The following is a 14,699-nucleotide window of genomic DNA, read 5'->3' as shown; positions in this document are numbered from 1 at the left end:
CCCTGAGGAGCCACCGTGAAGCTGCTGATCCTGGATGCCGGACACTGCCTGAGCCTCGCCCTGGCGAGGGAAGCCAATCGCCGCAGCGACGTGGAGCTGGTCATCGAGCCCCGGCTGTCGCTGAGCCCGGCGCGCCTCGACGAGGTGCGCCCCGATGCCCTGGTCATCCCGCCGCTGTCGCGACCGCTCAGTGCCGACCCGTCCGCCGTCACGGCCCATGCCGAGGCGGTGGAGGCCTGGATGGCGGCCTGCCGCGAGCGGGACGTCCCCCTGGCCTGGTGCGTGTCCGACCAGCTCTACGAGGACGGCTTCGACAGTCCCATCGACGAGCACGTGATCCCGGCGCCGCGCGACGAGGGGCTGCGTCGCCTGGTGGCCACCGGCGACCGGATCCGCGCCGAGCTGCCCCGTCACCTGATCGTGCGGCTGGGCCCGCTGTTCGCCCTGGAGGGCAGCCATGCCTGGCTGGGCGAGCTGCTCGATACCCTGGTGGACGGCGGGGACCTCCGCGCCGAGGCGGACGTCATCTTCTGCCCCACCTCCGCCGACGCCGTGGCCATGGCGCTGATCGGCATGCTCCACCAACAGTGCTGCGGCGCCGAGGCCTGGGGCAGCTACCACCTGGCCGGTACCGAGCCGGTGAGCGCCTACACCTTCGTGTCCATGGTCCGCACCCAGCTCGATACCCGCCTCGAGGGGCGCGGCGAGACCGTCGCCCTGGGAGGGGTCAAGGCGCTCAGCCACCACCATGACCAGCCGCTTCGCCGGGTGCTCAACTGTCGCCGGGTGCTCAACGTCTTCGGCGTGCACCAGAAGCCCTGGCGGCTCGAGGTCGGCCGCATGCTGGATGCCTGGTGCCTGGCCCGGGACGACGCCCCCGGCACCACCGAGGAGGCCCGCGACACATGAGCGTGATCCGCAGCATCGTCTTCTACATCGGCTACTTCCTGGCCATGCTGGTGTGCGGCGTGCTCTTCCTGCCCCCCGCGCCGCTGCTGCCGTTGCGGTCGCGCTATCGGCTGCTCAACCTCTACAACCACTTCATCGTCGCCTGGTTCCGCCTGGCCTGCGGGGTCCGCTACGAGATTCGCGGCCTCGAGCGCCTGCCCGCGGGCCCCTGCGTGCTGCTGGCCAACCACCAGTGCGAGTGGGAGACCATCTACCTGCAGCTGCTCAAGCCGCCGGTGTGCACCGTGCTCAAGAAGGAACTGCTGAACATTCCCCTGTTCGGCTGGGGCCTGCGCCTGCTGCACCCCATCGCCCTGGATCGCTCCAAGCCGGCGCGGGCCATGAAGCAGGTGCTGACCCAGGGCAAGACGCGGCTCGAGGAAGGGCTCTCCGTGCTGATCTTCCCGGAGGGGACGCGGGTCGCCCCCGGCAAGCGGCGCCGCTACAACAAGAGCGGCGCCGTCATCGCCTGCCGGGCCGGCGTGCCGGTGGTGCCGGTGGCCCACAACGCCGGGGAGCGCTGGCCGGGCCGCCATTGGGTCAAGCATCCCGGGCGACTGTCGCTGGTGGTGGGCGAGCCCATCGTCACGGCGGGCCGCAGCCCCGAGGAGGTGCTCGCCGAGACCGAGGCCTGGATCGAGGCACGCCTCGCCGAGATCTCCGAGGTGCCGCGTCCCGAGACGGAGGAGGCCGCCCGGCCCCGGGAGCCGGCGGCCAGCTGAGCTCGCCCCTGGCGGCGATGACCCAAGACCAAGAAAAGAGGCGCCCCGCGGGGCGCCTCTCTCGTCTGCCGGTGACGGCACCGGCCGCGTCAGTCGCGGTACTTCTGCAGCACCAGGCAGGCGTTGGTGCCGCCGAAGCCGAAGCTGTTGGACAGCACCCGCTCGATCCGGGCGTCGCGGGTCTCGGTGACGATGTCGAAGCCCTCGGCCTGCTCGTCGAGCGCTTCCACGTTGGCGGAAGCGGCGATGAAGTCGTGCTCCATCATCAGCAGCGAGTAGATGGCCTCCTGCACGCCGGTGGCGCCCAGGGAGTGCCCGGTCAGCGACTTGGTCGAACTCATCGCCGGGGTGGTGTCGCCGAAGACCTCGCGCACCGCCTTGAGCTCGGCCACGTCGCCTACCGGCGTGGAGGTGCCGTGGGTGTTGATGTAGTCGATGTCGCCATCCACGGTGTCCAGCGCCTGGCGCATGCAGCGCACCGCGCCCTCGCCGGACGGCGCGACCATGTCGTAGCCGTCGGAGGTGGCGCCATAGCCGACCAGCTCGGCATAGATCCTGGCGCCGCGAGCCTTGGCGTGCTCGAGCTCCTCGAGCACCAGCATCCCGCCGCCGCCGGCGATGACGAAGCCGTCGCGGGCCTGGTCATAGGGACGCGAGGCCTTCTCCGGCGTCTCGTTGTACTGGGTGGACAGCGCGCCCATGGCATCGAACAGGCAGGAGAGGGTCCAGTGCTCCTCCTCGCCGCCGCCGGCGAAGACCACGTCCTGCTTGCCCATCTGGATCTGCTCCATGGCGCTGCCGATGCAATGCGCGGAGGTGGCGCAGGCCGAGGAGATGGAGTAGTTCACGCCCTTGATCCGGAAGGGCGTGGCCAGGCAGGCGGAGACGGTGCTGCCCATGGTCCGGGTGACCCGGTAGGGGCCCACCCGGCGCAGGCCCTTGGCGCGCATGACGTCGGCGGCTTCCACCTGGTTGGCGCTGGAGGCGCCGCCGGAGCCGGCGATCAGGCCGGTGCGCTCGTTCGAGACCTGCTCCGGGGTGAGGCCGGCGTCCTCGATGGCCTGGGCCATGGAGACGTAGGCATAGGCCGCCGCGTCGCCCATGAAGCGTCGCAGCTTGCGATCGACCAGCGCCTCCAGGTCGATGTCGACCACGCCGGCCACCTGGCTGCGGAAGCCGAGCTCGGCGTAGTCGTCCTTGAAGCGAATGCCCGAGCGCCCGTTGCGAAGCGCCTCCAGCACCTGTTGTGCGTCGTTGCCCAGGCAGGACACGATGCCCAGGCCGGTGACTACCACTCGTCGCATGGGAGCCTCCTGTTCAGAAATTCGCGGTGGAGGTGAACAGGCCAACCCGCAGGTCATTGGCCTGGTAGATCTCGCGGCCGTCGACGGATACCGTGCCGTCGGCCATGCCCAGGATCAGGCGCCGGGTGATGATACGCTTGATGTTGATGCGATAGGTGACCTTCTCGGCATCCGGCAGGATCTGGCCGGTGAACTTGACCTCGCCACAGCCCAGGGCGCGGCCGCGGCCGGGGTGGCCCAGCCAGCCGAGATAGAAGCCGACCAGCTGCCACATGGCGTCCAGGCCGAGGCAGCCCGGCATCACCGGGTCGCCGGGGAAATGGCAGTCGAAGAACCACAGGTCCGGGCGGATATCCAGCTCGGCGATCAGTTCGCCCTTGCCGTGGTCGCCACCCTCTTCGTGGATGTGCGTGATGCGGTCGAGCATCAGCATGTTGGGTGCCGGCAGTTGGGCGTTGCCGGGGCCGAACAGCTCGCCACGGCTGCATGCCAGCAGTGCTTCGCGATCAAAGGAGTGTTGCTTGGTCACTGAATCGTTCCGAGTGTCGAGATGGTGGTATGCCGTGCGCAGACGGCATGCGGCCGCCCTGGCGGCTCCTAGTCTACTGTTCGCGTCCGGCGAATGCACGCCGGGCGCGGTTCCTGGCACATTCGCCCCCCGCTTGGGGTACAGTTATGTGCATTCTGGCCGATATAGGGTCAACGCCGCTCCTCCGCCGGACGAGCGTCATTCATCTCCCTGAGCCGAGGCCGACGCCATGTGGCCCGTCTTCTCTCTCAATCGCCCCCTGCTGTGGCTCGCCCTGGCCGCCCTCTCGGCGAGCATCTGGCTGCCCGACATCGGGTTGCGGCTGGCGGCCGTGCTGATCGCCGTGGTCGGCCTGTGGGACGCCTGGCGGCAGGTCCGCCAGGAGCACCTGCGGGCCCGCCTGGGGCAGGAGGCCCTGTCGCTGACCGAGGAAGGGGTGATCGTCACCGATGCCGCCAACCGCATCCTGGCGGTCAACCCGGCCTTCACCCAGATCACCGGCTACGACCAGGAGGAGGTGCGCGGGCTCAATGCCGCCTCGCTGGCGGCGCCGCGCCACGACAAGACCTTCTTCGAGCGCTACTGGCAGACCCTGCACAGCACCGGTCGCTGGGAGGGCGAGATCTGGAACCGGCGCAAGAAGGGCGACGAATACCCGGAGTGGCTCAAGGTCAAGGCGATCACCGACGACCAGGGAAAGGTACGCCACTACGTCTGCCTGTTCTCCGACATCTCCCTGCGCAAGGCCCGGGAGCGGGACCTGCGGCGCATCGGTTTCGAGGACCCCCTGACCGGCCTGCCCAACCGTCGCCGCCTGCACGACCTGCTGAGCTCCCGGCTGCGGCACCTCCTGGCCGGGGAGAGCCTGGACATGGCGATCATCGACATCGACGGCTTCAAGGAGGTCAACGACGGCCTCGGCGTCGAGCTCGGCGACCGGCTGCTGGCGCGGGTCGGCGAGCGGCTGGCCCGCCATGTGGCCGGCGGGGTGGTGGGGCGCCTGGGCGGCGACGAGTTCATGGTCATCCGTACCACCACCTTCGACGACCACGACAACTGGGTGGCCGGCCTGCAGGCGCACCTGGGCGAGCCCTTCGAGCTCGATGGCCAGTCGCTGCGCCTGGGGGTGACCATCGGCAGCTGTCGGGCGCCGGAAGACGGTCGCGACTCCGGGGTCCTCTTCCAGCGCCTGGAATCGGCGCTCTACACCGCCAAGCGCAATGGCCGGAATCACTGCCTGCGTTTCCGTCCGGCGCTGGACGTCCAGGACAGCCCCCGCCTGGCGCTGGTCAACGAGCTGCGCAATGCGCTGGCCACCGGCGGCCAGCTGGAGCTGCACTACCAGCCCCAGTATCGCCTCGAGGACGACGCCATGGCCGGGCTCGAGGCGCTACTGCGCTGGCGCCATCCCCGGGACGGGATGATCTCCCCCGGCGAGTTCATCCCCCTGGCCGAGCGCCACGGGCTGATGGCCTCGCTGGGCAACTGGGTGATCGACCAGGCCCTGGCCCAGCTCGCCCACTGGCGTCGCCAGGGCATGCCGGAGGTGCCGGTGTGGATCAACATCTCCGCCATGCAGCTGTTCCAGGGCGACCTGGAGGCGGCGCTCGCCTCCGGCCTGTCCCGGCACGACATTCCCGCCCGCCTGCTGGGGCTGGAGCTCACCGAGTCGGTGCTCCTGGACGAACGCGCCGGCGACGTGGCCCCGCGCCTCGAGGCACTGCGCGAACGCGGCCACCCGGTGGCCATCGACGACTTCGGCACCGGCTACTCCTCGCTGGGCTACCTCAAGCAGCTGCCCCTGGACAAGCTCAAGCTGGATCGCGCCTTCGTGCGGGCCCTGCCCGACGACCGGGCCGATGCCGCCATCGTCAGCGCCGTGCTGGCCATGGCCCGCGGCCTGGCCCTGGAGGTGGTCGCCGAAGGCGTGGAGACCGCGGCGCAGCGTGACTACCTGCGTTCCGTCGACTGCGAGCTGGTGCAGGGCTTCTTCTATGACCGACCCCTCAGCGTGGAGGCACTGGAGGGACGCTGGCGGGATCAGGCCTCAGCCGAGGCGGGAGCGGCCGACGACGAGGCGGCGGCCAAGGCGATGGCCTAGCCATCCGCACAGGGCGGCCCATACCAGGGCCTCGGTCGCCAGCAGCCAGGGGGCCAGCGCCACGTCCGCCAGCCGGGCGCCGGCGTAATAGGAGAGCGGCCCGCTGGTGGCGCCTCCGGCCAGCGCCAGCCAGGGGTGGCGCCACAGCCAGGCCAGGGAGTGGTGGAGCAGGGTGGCGAACAGCGGCCACAGCAGCCACAGCCAGAGCGGAAGCGGGCCCAGGGCGAGCGAGTCCGGCGGGAAGCGGAAGCCGCCGGCAAGGGTCAGGCCGCCGTCTACCGCCAGTCCCAGCAGGGCGAACCCCGCCAGCCAGCGCCCCTCCCCGGGGCGGGCCTGCCAGCGCAGGTGAGCCAGGATCACGCCACCCGCCACCGCCAGGCCCACCAGGCTGCCGCCCAGTACGCAGGCGAACCAGCCCAGCTGGAACCCCGCCAGGTTGGCGATCAGGCGCCAGGGGCGTCCGCGGCTCATGGCGCCCCCGACAGCGGCGCCGGCCGGGCGCCGGGCTTGGCCAGCAGCAGCTGGGCGGTGCCGATGGAGCGCTCCAGGAAGCCGCCCTCGCAGTAGCAGAGGTAGTAGCGCCACATGCGGATGAAGCGCTCGTCGTAGCCGAGCTTCCTGACGGTATCCAGGCGACTCTCGAAGCGTTGGCGCCACTCGCGCAGGGTGCGGGCATAGTGGGTGCCGATCTCCTCGAGATCCAGCAGGTTCAGGGAGGTGTGCCGGGTCAGGCCGTCCAGGATGGCGCGATGGGAGGGCAGGAAGCCGCCGGGGAAGATATAGCGCTTGATGAAGTCCACCTCCCGCTTGGCGACCTCGAAGCGCTGGTCGCGGATGGTGATGGCCTGCAGCATGGCCAGGCCGTCGTCGGTGAGCAGCCGATCCAGGGTGGCCAGGTAGGTCGCCAGGTACTGGTGGCCCACCGCCTCGATCATCTCCACCGAGATCAGCCGATCGAAACGTCCCTCCAGCTGCCGGTAGTCCCGCTTGAGCAGGGTCACCCTGTCCGCCAGGCCTTCCTCGGCCAGGCGCCGGGCGGCGAATGCGTACTGCTCCTCGGAGATGGTGGTGGTGGTGACCCGACAGCCCCGTGTCCGGGCGGCATGGATGGCCAGACCGCCCCAGCCGGTGCCGATCTCCAGCAGGTGATGGTGGGGCTGCACGTCCAGGCGGTCGAGCATCAGGTCCAGCTTGTGGGTGGAGGCTTCCTCGAGGCTGGCGCCGGGCCGTGGGAAGACGGCGCTGGAGTACATCCAGTGGCGCTGGTCGAGGAAGGTGGCGAAGAGGTCGTTGCCGATGTCGTAGTGGGCGGCGACATTGCGCTGCGAGCCCTTCAGGGTGTTGCGTCGAAGCTGGTTGAGCCCGGCGAGCAGCCAGCGTCCCAGCCGGGCGGCGCCGCCCTCGATCTCGCCGTTGACCCGTTCGAGGTTGGCGGCGAACAGCCGCACCAGGGTGACCAGGTCGTCGGCGTCCCAGTCGCCGTCCATGTAGGCCTCCGCGGCGCCGACGGTCCCGCCCAGGGCCAGCCGCCGCCAGGCGCGGTCGTCACGGATCACCAGGGTGACCGTCAGCGGTCCTCCGCCTCCCAGTCGATGGCGCCGATGGCCCTCGATCAGGGTGATCTCGCCGCCTTCCAGTCGATCCAGCCGATCGAGCAGGCGAGCCTTGAGCCAGCGCGACAGGCGATCGCCCCGGGCCGGCATCGAGTGGGTGTTGGCGGTACGAAGCGTGTTCACGGCGATACCTCCTCGTGACGGGGATGCTGATGGACGGGGACCCGCTTGAGCCAGAGGCGCAGCGCCTCGACGTGGATGGCGGCCAGGGTCTTGAGTGCCATGGTGGGGTGGCGGGCCAGGGTGACCAGCAGCACGCCGCGGGTGGCCGGCCGGCCCGAGAGGCTCAGGGTGGCGTCGAAGTGACGGGCCCCGTCCGCCCGGGGATCGCCCCGCCAGGCTTCCATGTGCATCGAGAGGTCCTCGCCGGGCGTGTCGAAGCGCCAGCGATAGCGCATGTCCATGGGATTGAAGGGCGAGACGTGCATGACCTTGTCGAATTCCGCCCGGTGACCGGGGCGGCCCGGGTCCACCCGGCAGGCGTAGGTGATGCGCTCTCCCCAGGGCGTGTTGGTCACCTCGCCGAGCAGTGCGCGCAGCTCGCCACGGGCGTCGTAGGCGTAGTACAGCGAGACGGGGTTGAAGCCCACCCCGAAGCTGCGCAGCTGGGTCAGCAGGCAGATGCGCCCGTCGGGGGCCTCGCCGAGGTGACGGACCAGCTCGGCCCGCACGGCGTCCTTGAGGGGACGGTCATGGGGCGCCAGGTAGTCCTCCCGGCGGAACCTCACCAGGGCCGGACGGCGGGCGCTGAATCCCGGCACCCCGTCGAACAGCTCGGGGAGTTCGTCCAGATCCAGCCAAGCCATCCACACCCGGTAGCGAAAGGCGTGGGCCCGGGGAAGGAAGCGGCGATGGCGCAGCCAGCCGCGATAGATCCGGGAGCGAGGGGCGCGCATCATGCCGGGGCCTCCAGTGCGTGCGGGACGTCACCATGGCGGGGCGTCCGTTCGTCGCAGCCCAGTGACCGGGCCACCCGCAGGGCACTCCAGACGCCGTCCTCGTGGAAGCCGTTGCGCCAATAGGCGCCACAGAAGTGAGTGCGCCAGCGGGGGCCGGAGATCTCGCCATGGCGGGCCTGGGCGGCCTGTCCGGCGAGGCTGAACTGGGGATGGGCATAAGTGTAGCGACCCAGGATGCGCTCCGGCGCGATGCTGGCGCCGTCGTTGAGGGTCACGCAGAAGGTCGCCGGCGCCTCGAGACGCTGCAGGATGTTCATGTTGTAGGTCACCGAGACCCGGGCCTCGTCGCCGCGGCCGTCGAGACGGTAGTTCCAGCTGGCCCAGGCGCGGCGTCGGCGGGGCAGCAGCCGGGTGTCGGTGTGCAGCACCACCTCGTTGTCCTGATAGGGCAGGGCGCCGAGGATCTCCCGCTCGGCCGGGCTGGCGTCCTCGAGCAGCGACAGGGCCTGATCCGAGTGGCAGGCCAGCACCACCTGGTCGAAGCGTTCCTCGCCGCGGGGGCTGCGCACCCGGACGCCCTCGGCTTCGCGCCGGATACCGGCCACCGGCGTCGCCAGGCGGATGCGCTGGGCATAGGGGGCCGTCAGGCCGGGGATGTAGGCCCGTGAGCCGCCGACCAGGGTGTACCACTGGGGGCGCTCGTTGACGGACAGCAGGCCATGGTGATGGAAGAAGCGCACGAAGAAGCGCGCCGGGAAGGCGCGGATGTCGCCCAGGCTCGCCGACCAGATCGCCGCGCCCATGGGCAGCAGGTAGCGCTGCTGGAAGGCGGGGCCGTAGCCGCCCAGGTCGAGGTAGTCGCCCAGGGTCAGGTCGTCGGGCAGTCGATCCTCGACCAGGGCCTCGGTCGCCTCGCGGTTGAAGCGCAGGATGTCGCGCAGCAGGCCATGGAAGCTGGGGCGCAGCAGGTTCGAGCGCTGGGCGAACAGGCTGGCCAGGCTGTGCCCGTTGTACTCGAAGTCCCGGGCCGTCTCGTGGACCGAGAAGCTCATCTCGGTGGGCTGGCTGGCCACGTCGAGGTCGGCCAGCAGGCGCCGGAAGTGGGGGTAGGTCCAGTCGTTGAAGACGATGAAGCCGGTATCCACCGCATGATGTTGACCGTCCAGCTCGACGTCCACGGTGGCGGTATGGCCGCCCAGGCGAGGCGCGGCCTCGAAGAGGGTGACCTCGTGGCGGGCCGAGAGGTACCAGCCGGCGGCCATGCCGGCGATGCCGCTGCCGACCACGGCGATGCGCTGGGCGGCGCTCCGCTGGCGGTCGTCCTGGCGGCGGTGGGCGATCGGGGCGAAGGGCAGGGTCATGACGAGGTCTCCGTGGCGGGGGCGGGGTCGCGGGCCAGGTGCCGGGCGAGGCGGAAGCGCACGCCCGGGGGCAGGATGCCGAGCAGCTTCAGCGGCAGGGTGAAGCGCCTCGGGAAGTGGATGTCCAGGCGATGGGCGGCCAGCCCGGCGAGGATCGCCTCGGCGGCCTCGTCGGCGCTCACGCGCATCGGCATCGGGAAGTCGTTGCGGTCGGTGAGCGGCGTCTTCACGAAGCCGGGGTGAATGAGGCTCACGTCGATGCCCTCGCCGGCCAGGTCGAGGCGCAGGGATTCCAGGAAGTGGCTCAGGGCGGCCTTGGACGCGCCGTAGGCCTCGGCACGGGGCAGGGGCAGGTAGGCCGCGGCGCTGGAGGTGGCGGCGAGCAGCGGGCGGCCGCCCTCGGCGCGGGCCCGTCGCAGCAGCGGCAGGGCGGCCTCGACCCCGTAGACGGCGCCGAAGAAGTTGGGGGCGAAGACGCGCTCCACCAGGCCGGTATCGAAGCGGCTCGCGTCCAGGTATTCACAGGTCCCGGCGTTCAGGATCGCCAGATCGAGGCCGCCGAAGTGCGTCGCCAGGCGATCGCCGGCGGCCATCACCGAGGCCCGGTCGGCGACGTCCAGCGGCAGGTTCAGGGCGTTGTCGTGTCCCCCGGCCAGGGCCTCCAGGGCGTCGGGATGGCGGGCGCTGAGGGCCACCCGATGGCCCCGGTCGAGCAGGCGGGTGGCCAGGGCGCGGCCGATGCCCGAGGTGGCGCCGGTCAGCCAGATGCGTTGGGTTCCAGTGGATGCGGTCATGTCGTCTCCCCGGGCCGGCAACGGCCCTCCCCGTGCGGATACGCGGGAGACGATGATCTGGTTTCAGCGCCCCGCGCGTCGCTTGATCAGGCGGATCGTGGGCCCGATCAGGGGCAGCTGCTCGTAGAGCAGTGCCCCGGCGTCGAAGTAGTCCCGGTGCTCATGGACTCGGCCGCTCCCGTCGCCGGCGAAGGCCAGCCTCGAGCAGCCTTCCACGGCGATCTCGCGTCCCCGCGCCAGGCGGGGGTGGGCGACATGCATCGTCCATGTCACGAAGGCCTGCTCACCGAGTCGTTGTCGTTGGTGGAAGCGGAATCGGCACCTTGTCACGTTTTCGTACAAGGAGGAGAAGTAGTCCTCCAGGGCATCTAGCCCCTCGATGCGGTGCAGCGGGTCCTCGAACGCCACGTCCTGAGTATATATCTTGTATAGATTTTTTGTACAGGATTTGTCTAGCTTGTTGTAGAAGGCGCAGAAGGCCTCCAGGTGGGCGTCCTGGGTCATGGCGGGCTCCGTGGGGTCAGGAAGCGGGCTTGAGGCCCTGGAAGGCCTCCAGCGCCCGGGCGCGGGCGGCCTTGTGCTCGACGATCGGCGCCGGGTAGCCGAGGCGCCGGCGTTGCTCCGGGCTCGGGGCGTGGCGGGCCTTGGCCGGCAGGTCGGCCAGCTCGGGCAGCCACTCGGCGAGGAAGCGCCCCTCGGGGTCGAAGCGCCGGGACTGGGTCGTGGGGTTGAAGATGCGGAAGTAGGGGGCGGCATCGGTACCGGTGGAGGCCGCCCATTGCCAGCCGCCGTTATTGGCGGCGAACTCGCCGTCCACCAGGTGGCGCAGGAAGAAGGCCTCGCCGCGGCGCCAGTCGATCAACAGGTGCTTGGTCAGGAACATGGCGGTGACCATGCGCAACCGGTTGTGCATCCAGCCGGTGGCGACGAGCTGGCGCATGGCGGCGTCGACGAGGGGGTAGCCGGTGCGGCCTTCGCACCAGGCGAGGAACCCCGGCTCGTCGTCTCGCCAGGGCAGGGCCTCGGTGTGGGGCTGGAAGGCGCGATGGCGGCAGACCCGCGGGAAGCCCGCCGCGACGTGGCGGTAGAACTCCCGCCAGACCAGCTCGTTCACCCAGGCGGCCAGGCCGGCATCGCCCTCGGCCAGGGCGCCGTCGTTCTCGGCGAGTACCGCCTGAAGGCACTGGCGATGGGAGATCATGCCCAGCGCCAGGTAGGGGGAGAGTTCGCTGGTCCCGCGCACGGCGGGGAAGTCCCGCTGGCCGGCGTAATGGCGAGCCCGGAAGCGCAGGAAGCGTTCCAGGCGGTCGCCGGCGGGGCCTTCCCCGGCGGGCCAGCGTCGGCCGTCGATCGGACGCTCCTCCAGCGGGGGCAGGTCGGGGATCGGCTCCGCGGCGATATCCAGGGCCGGCTGGGGGGGCGGGGCATCGCGCAGCGCCAGGCGTTCGGGAGTGAGCGCGCGGTGCCAGGCCCGGGCGAAGGGGGTGAAGACGCCGTAATAGTCGCCCTTGCCGGTGAGCAGCTCCCCGGGGGCGAAGGCGACGGCATCGTGATGGCCGCAAGCCTCCAGGCCGGCGGCCCTGAAGGCCTCCATCACCCGGGCGTCACGCCGGGCCTCGTCGAGCGGGTATTCGTGGTTGAAGTGCAGGGCGTCGGCGCCGGTCTCCCGGGCCAGGGCGATCAGGGTGGCCGGGGCCTCGTCGAAGCGTTCGATGTCCCGGTGGAGCAGCGGGATGTTCAAGCCGGCCAGGGCCTCGGCGAGGGCGACTACCCCGCGCTGCCGGAAGTCCAGCTGGTTGGCGCCATGGCCGTGTTCGCGCCACTGGGGCAGGCAGCGCAGGAAGACGGCCACCACCGGTCCCCGGCGGGCGGCCGCCGCGAGGGCGGTGTTGTCGTGGATGCGCAGGTCGCTGCGGAACCAGACCAGGGTGGTGGCCATCGCGTCCTCCCGTCAGGCCGCCTGGGTCAGCGACTGCAGCCGGGTCATGGCGCCGGGGAGGTCATCGCCGAGCACCTCGACGCCGGAGCCCGCGAGATCGCCTTCGCGGATCCGCGCCACCGGGCCGCACAGGGTCAGGGGGACCTCGAGCTGTTCGGCCAGGCGGGGCAGCTGGCGCCTGACCAGGTCGGTCTTCTCCGCCCGGCCGCTGGTCAGCAGCAGGGCGTCGGCCTGGAAGCGCTCCACCGCCAGGGGCAGTTCGCTCAAGGGCAGCGGTGCATCCAGCCATTGCACGCGGTAGCCCCTGTCACTGGCGGCCAGGGCGGCGAGCAGGCCCCAGAGCGGCCCGTCGTCGTCCGGCATGGGCAGGATCAGGAGCGTCGGGCCTCCCGCCTGGAGATTGGCATGGTAGAGGCGAATGCCGATGCGGGTGCGCAGGAAGGCCTCGAGGGTGCGACGCTGGAGGCCGGCGCCCAGGCGGTCGTCCCAGTGCTCCTCGAGCTCGCGGATCACCGGCTGCCAGAGTTCGTCGATGCAGGTGGTCACCGGGTAGAGCGCCATGGACTGGTTGAACAGGGCCTCCAGGCGGCCGAGGTCGAGGGCCTCGACGGCGGCGATCAGCTGGCGACGCTGGCTCTCCCAGTCCCCGGCGGCGGGCGGCGGGGACTCGACCGTCTCCGGCTGCTCGAGCAGCTCGCGGACCTGGCTGACCGGCACGCCGCGATTGAGCCACTGCAGGATGCGTTCGACTCGGGCAATGTCTTCCTTGGCGTAGAGCCGGTGACCCTTGGGGGTGCGCTTGGGCTGGATCAGGCCATAGCGGCGCTCCCACGCGCGCAGGGTGACGGCGTTGACGCCGGTCAGGCGCGAGACCTCGCGGATCGGATAGAGCGGCGTGTCGGCCGGGTGGTTCGCCTGATCGCTCATGCGCGCCTCTGCTTCGGTGGTGGGAATCGGCGGCCGGGCGGACCGGCCCTCAGGGGATAATTTTGTACAAAACTCCGTCGATGTACAACACAGCGGCCTCAGTCCGCCTCGCCGGCCTGCTCGGCGATCACCGCCGCCAGCGCCTCGACGAAGGCGGGGTGTTCCCCCACGGGCGGCAGCAGGGTGAGGTTCAACCCCGGGTGGGCCTCGCCCAGGACCGCCTCCTGGCCGGGGACGTCCTTGCGCAGGTGACGGCCGGCGGCGAAGAACAGCGGCAGGATCTCGGCACGTTCCACGCCCGCCTCGACGAGTTCCGCCACGGCGGTCTCCAGCGAGGGCTCGCTGAGCTCCATGTAGGCCAGCCTCAGTGGGGTCGCCAGTCGGTCGGCGAGCGCCTCGGCCAGTCGCTCGAAGGGGGCTCGCCAATGGGGGTCGCTGGACCCGTGGGCCAGCAGGATCAGGGCATGACGCATGTCAAAGGGTCTCCAGGATGGGGTCGGCATGGTGCCGGCACAGGAACTCGCCCAGGTGGTGGCCGGAGAGCCAGGCATCCTCGATACGGGCGCCTCGCCAGCCGTCGCCGCACAGCGCCAGGCCGGAGGCGTCGAGGCGAAAGTCCTGCCCGGGGATCGTGTCCGCCCCGGGGGCGACGACCGGTTCGGCATATCGCCAGCGATGCGCGTCGCTGGCCCGGGCCAGGGGGAGGAATGCCCCCTTGGGCAGGGCCGCATGGAGGGCATCGAGCAGCCGGGCGGCGGTGTCCCGGGAAGCGGCCTCCAGGTGGCGCTCGCTCCAGTCGAGGCGAGCCAGCAGCGTCAGGGTCTCCGGCTGGGCCGAGCGACCCGGCTTGGTGCGATGTCGGATGACCCGCCGCAGGGGGCCTTCGGCGATGTCCAGCACCGGCCAGTCGTCGGGAAGCCCCGGGATCGCCAGCGGGACGTCGAAGCTCGCCCAGGCCGCCCAGCAGGCACGCTGGGCAATCCCGCGACACTCGGCGGCCAGGTCCGGGGCGTGGGGTGCCGCCAGGGCCTCGGCCTGGGGCGTCGGCACGGCCAGGATCGCCGAGGCGAAGGGGCCGTGACGCGCCCCGGCCTGGTCGCGCAACCACCAGCCCGCCGCGTCCCGCGCCAGGCCGTCGATGCGTGTCGAGACCCGCAGCGCCAGGCCCCTGGCCAGGTGCCGGGTCACGGCGCTCATGCGTGGCACGCCGGTATGGCGCGGCCGGCCATCTGCCAGGCGCCGCAGGCGGCCGGCCTCCAGCCGCCAGAGCTCCCGGGGCCAGGGGGCGACCACCCCGGCCCGTTCCCAGGCCGCGACCTCGGCCCGAAAGCGCGAGTCCCCGGCACGCAGGCTCTGGGCGCCCAGCTCGACGATGGCGTCCTCCAGGCGTCGGCTCGACATCCGTCCGCCGGGGCCCCGCCCCTTGTCGAAGACGGTCACGCCATGGCCGGCGGCGGCCAGGACCCGGGCGCAGGCCAGTCCGGCGATGCCGGCGCCGATCACGGCATGGGAAGGCAGGTTTGCGGTCATGGGAGCTCATGCAGTCGGCCGGATTTACCGCT

Annotated in this window: 15 protein-coding genes; 3 read left to right on the top strand and 12 right to left on the bottom strand. The window is 71.1% G+C overall.

The window, feature by feature from the left end; genetic code table 11:
- Positions 1 to 15 precede the first annotated feature (15 nt).
- Positions 16 to 909: a sugar nucleotide-binding protein gene (locus BEI_RS16850; protein WP_097790595.1), complete on the top strand. Its 894-nt coding sequence runs from the start codon at positions 16 to 18 to the stop codon at positions 907 to 909.
- Positions 906 to 1,670 carry a lysophospholipid acyltransferase family protein gene (locus tag BEI_RS16845; RefSeq protein WP_097790594.1) on the top strand — a complete coding sequence of 255 codons (765 nt, stop codon included), beginning with the start codon at positions 906 to 908 and terminating at the stop codon, positions 1,668 to 1,670. The genes BEI_RS16850 and BEI_RS16845 overlap by 4 nt, the downstream gene beginning before the upstream one ends.
- A gap of 89 nt (positions 1,671 to 1,759) precedes the next feature.
- Here the strand turns inward: BEI_RS16845 and fabB are convergent, their stop codons facing one another.
- Together fabB and fabA are read right to left on the bottom strand one after the other, a co-directional pair.
- Positions 1,760 to 2,974 carry a beta-ketoacyl-ACP synthase I gene (fabB, locus tag BEI_RS16840; protein WP_097790593.1) on the bottom strand — a complete coding sequence of 405 codons (1,215 nt, stop codon included), beginning with the start codon at positions 2,972 to 2,974 and terminating at the stop codon, positions 1,760 to 1,762.
- A 13-nt stretch (positions 2,975 to 2,987) separates the two neighbouring features.
- The gene (gene fabA / locus BEI_RS16835) at positions 2,988 to 3,503 is read right to left on the bottom strand and encodes a 3-hydroxyacyl-[acyl-carrier-protein] dehydratase FabA (RefSeq protein WP_097790592.1); all 516 of its coding nucleotides are present in this window, start codon (positions 3,501 to 3,503) and stop codon (positions 2,988 to 2,990) included.
- 229 nt (positions 3,504 to 3,732) lie between these two features.
- On the opposite strand from fabA, the gene BEI_RS16830 reads away from it, so the two are divergent.
- Positions 3,733 to 5,604, top strand: a complete 1,872-nt coding sequence (locus BEI_RS16830; protein ID WP_097790591.1) for a putative bifunctional diguanylate cyclase/phosphodiesterase — start codon at positions 3,733 to 3,735, stop codon at positions 5,602 to 5,604.
- Here BEI_RS16830 and BEI_RS16825 read toward each other — a convergent pair.
- From BEI_RS16825 to BEI_RS16780, 10 genes are all read right to left on the bottom strand, one after another.
- Positions 5,551 to 6,075, bottom strand: coding sequence for a DUF2878 domain-containing protein (locus BEI_RS16825; protein WP_097790590.1), 525 nt, complete (start codon positions 6,073 to 6,075; stop codon positions 5,551 to 5,553). The genes BEI_RS16830 and BEI_RS16825 overlap by 54 nt on opposite strands.
- Positions 6,072 to 7,340, bottom strand: a complete 1,269-nt coding sequence (locus BEI_RS16820; protein WP_097790589.1) for an SAM-dependent methyltransferase — start codon at positions 7,338 to 7,340, stop codon at positions 6,072 to 6,074. The genes BEI_RS16825 and BEI_RS16820 overlap by 4 nt, the downstream gene beginning before the upstream one ends.
- Entirely contained in the window at positions 7,337 to 8,116 is a 780-nt protein-coding gene (locus tag BEI_RS16815) for a DUF1365 domain-containing protein (protein ID WP_097790588.1), read from the bottom strand. Before BEI_RS16815 ends, BEI_RS16820 begins: the two co-directional genes overlap by 4 nt.
- Positions 8,113 to 9,477, bottom strand: a complete 1,365-nt coding sequence (locus BEI_RS16810; protein WP_097790587.1) for an NAD(P)/FAD-dependent oxidoreductase — start codon at positions 9,475 to 9,477, stop codon at positions 8,113 to 8,115. The genes BEI_RS16815 and BEI_RS16810 overlap by 4 nt, the downstream gene beginning before the upstream one ends.
- A complete protein-coding gene (locus BEI_RS16805; RefSeq protein WP_097790586.1) occupies positions 9,474 to 10,271 on the bottom strand; it encodes an SDR family NAD(P)-dependent oxidoreductase in 798 nt (265 codons plus the stop codon). The genes BEI_RS16810 and BEI_RS16805 overlap by 4 nt, the downstream gene beginning before the upstream one ends.
- Before the next feature lie 63 nt (positions 10,272 to 10,334).
- Positions 10,335 to 10,775 (bottom strand): nuclear transport factor 2 family protein, encoded by a 441-nt coding sequence (locus tag BEI_RS16800; RefSeq protein ID WP_097790585.1) that lies wholly within the window; start codon positions 10,773 to 10,775, stop codon positions 10,335 to 10,337.
- Positions 10,776 to 10,791: 16 nt separating this feature from the next.
- Positions 10,792 to 12,210, bottom strand: coding sequence for a deoxyribodipyrimidine photo-lyase (gene phrB, locus BEI_RS16795; RefSeq protein ID WP_097790584.1), 1,419 nt, complete (start codon positions 12,208 to 12,210; stop codon positions 10,792 to 10,794).
- A gap of 12 nt (positions 12,211 to 12,222) precedes the next feature.
- Positions 12,223 to 13,137 carry a MerR family transcriptional regulator gene (locus BEI_RS16790; RefSeq protein WP_097790583.1) on the bottom strand — a complete coding sequence of 305 codons (915 nt, stop codon included), beginning with the start codon at positions 13,135 to 13,137 and terminating at the stop codon, positions 12,223 to 12,225.
- A 98-nt stretch (positions 13,138 to 13,235) separates the two neighbouring features.
- Positions 13,236 to 13,610 (bottom strand): sirohydrochlorin chelatase, encoded by a 375-nt coding sequence (locus tag BEI_RS16785; RefSeq protein WP_097790582.1) that lies wholly within the window; start codon positions 13,608 to 13,610, stop codon positions 13,236 to 13,238.
- 1 nt (position 13,611) lies between these two features.
- On the bottom strand, positions 13,612 to 14,667 hold the full coding sequence (locus tag BEI_RS16780) for an NAD(P)/FAD-dependent oxidoreductase (protein WP_097790581.1): 1,056 nt from the start codon (positions 14,665 to 14,667) through the stop codon (positions 13,612 to 13,614).
- Positions 14,668 to 14,699 lie beyond the last annotated feature (32 nt).

The organism is Halomonas beimenensis, from assembly GCF_002549795.1.
Taxonomy (GTDB): domain Bacteria; phylum Pseudomonadota; class Gammaproteobacteria; order Pseudomonadales; family Halomonadaceae; genus Halomonas; species Halomonas beimenensis.
Note: the sequence above shows the minus strand (reverse complement) of the source record. Positions and strands in the feature narration are given on the sequence as shown.

What these genes read in the sequence shown, in the direction of transcription:
- BEI_RS16845 (WP_097790594.1), top strand. Translation starts at nt 906, where the DNA reads ATGAGCGTGATCCGCAGCATCGTCTTCTACATCGGCTACTTCCTGGCC.
- fabB (WP_097790593.1), bottom strand. Translation starts at nt 2,974, where the DNA reads ATGCGACGAGTGGTAGTCACCGGCCTGGGCATCGTGTCCTGCCTGGGC.
- BEI_RS16830 (WP_097790591.1), top strand. Translation starts at nt 3,733, where the DNA reads ATGTGGCCCGTCTTCTCTCTCAATCGCCCCCTGCTGTGGCTCGCCCTG.
- BEI_RS16825 (WP_097790590.1), bottom strand. Translation starts at nt 6,075, where the DNA reads ATGAGCCGCGGACGCCCCTGGCGCCTGATCGCCAACCTGGCGGGGTTC.
- BEI_RS16815 (WP_097790588.1), bottom strand. Translation starts at nt 8,116, where the DNA reads ATGATGCGCGCCCCTCGCTCCCGGATCTATCGCGGCTGGCTGCGCCAT.
- BEI_RS16810 (WP_097790587.1), bottom strand. Translation starts at nt 9,477, where the DNA reads ATGACCCTGCCCTTCGCCCCGATCGCCCACCGCCGCCAGGACGACCGC.
- BEI_RS16805 (WP_097790586.1), bottom strand. Translation starts at nt 10,271, where the DNA reads ATGACCGCATCCACTGGAACCCAACGCATCTGGCTGACCGGCGCCACC.
- BEI_RS16800 (WP_097790585.1), bottom strand. Translation starts at nt 10,775, where the DNA reads ATGACCCAGGACGCCCACCTGGAGGCCTTCTGCGCCTTCTACAACAAG.
- phrB (WP_097790584.1), bottom strand. Translation starts at nt 12,210, where the DNA reads ATGGCCACCACCCTGGTCTGGTTCCGCAGCGACCTGCGCATCCACGAC.
- BEI_RS16790 (WP_097790583.1), bottom strand. Translation starts at nt 13,137, where the DNA reads ATGAGCGATCAGGCGAACCACCCGGCCGACACGCCGCTCTATCCGATC.
- BEI_RS16785 (WP_097790582.1), bottom strand. Translation starts at nt 13,610, where the DNA reads ATGCGTCATGCCCTGATCCTGCTGGCCCACGGGTCCAGCGACCCCCAT.
- BEI_RS16780 (WP_097790581.1), bottom strand. Translation starts at nt 14,667, where the DNA reads ATGACCGCAAACCTGCCTTCCCATGCCGTGATCGGCGCCGGCATCGCC.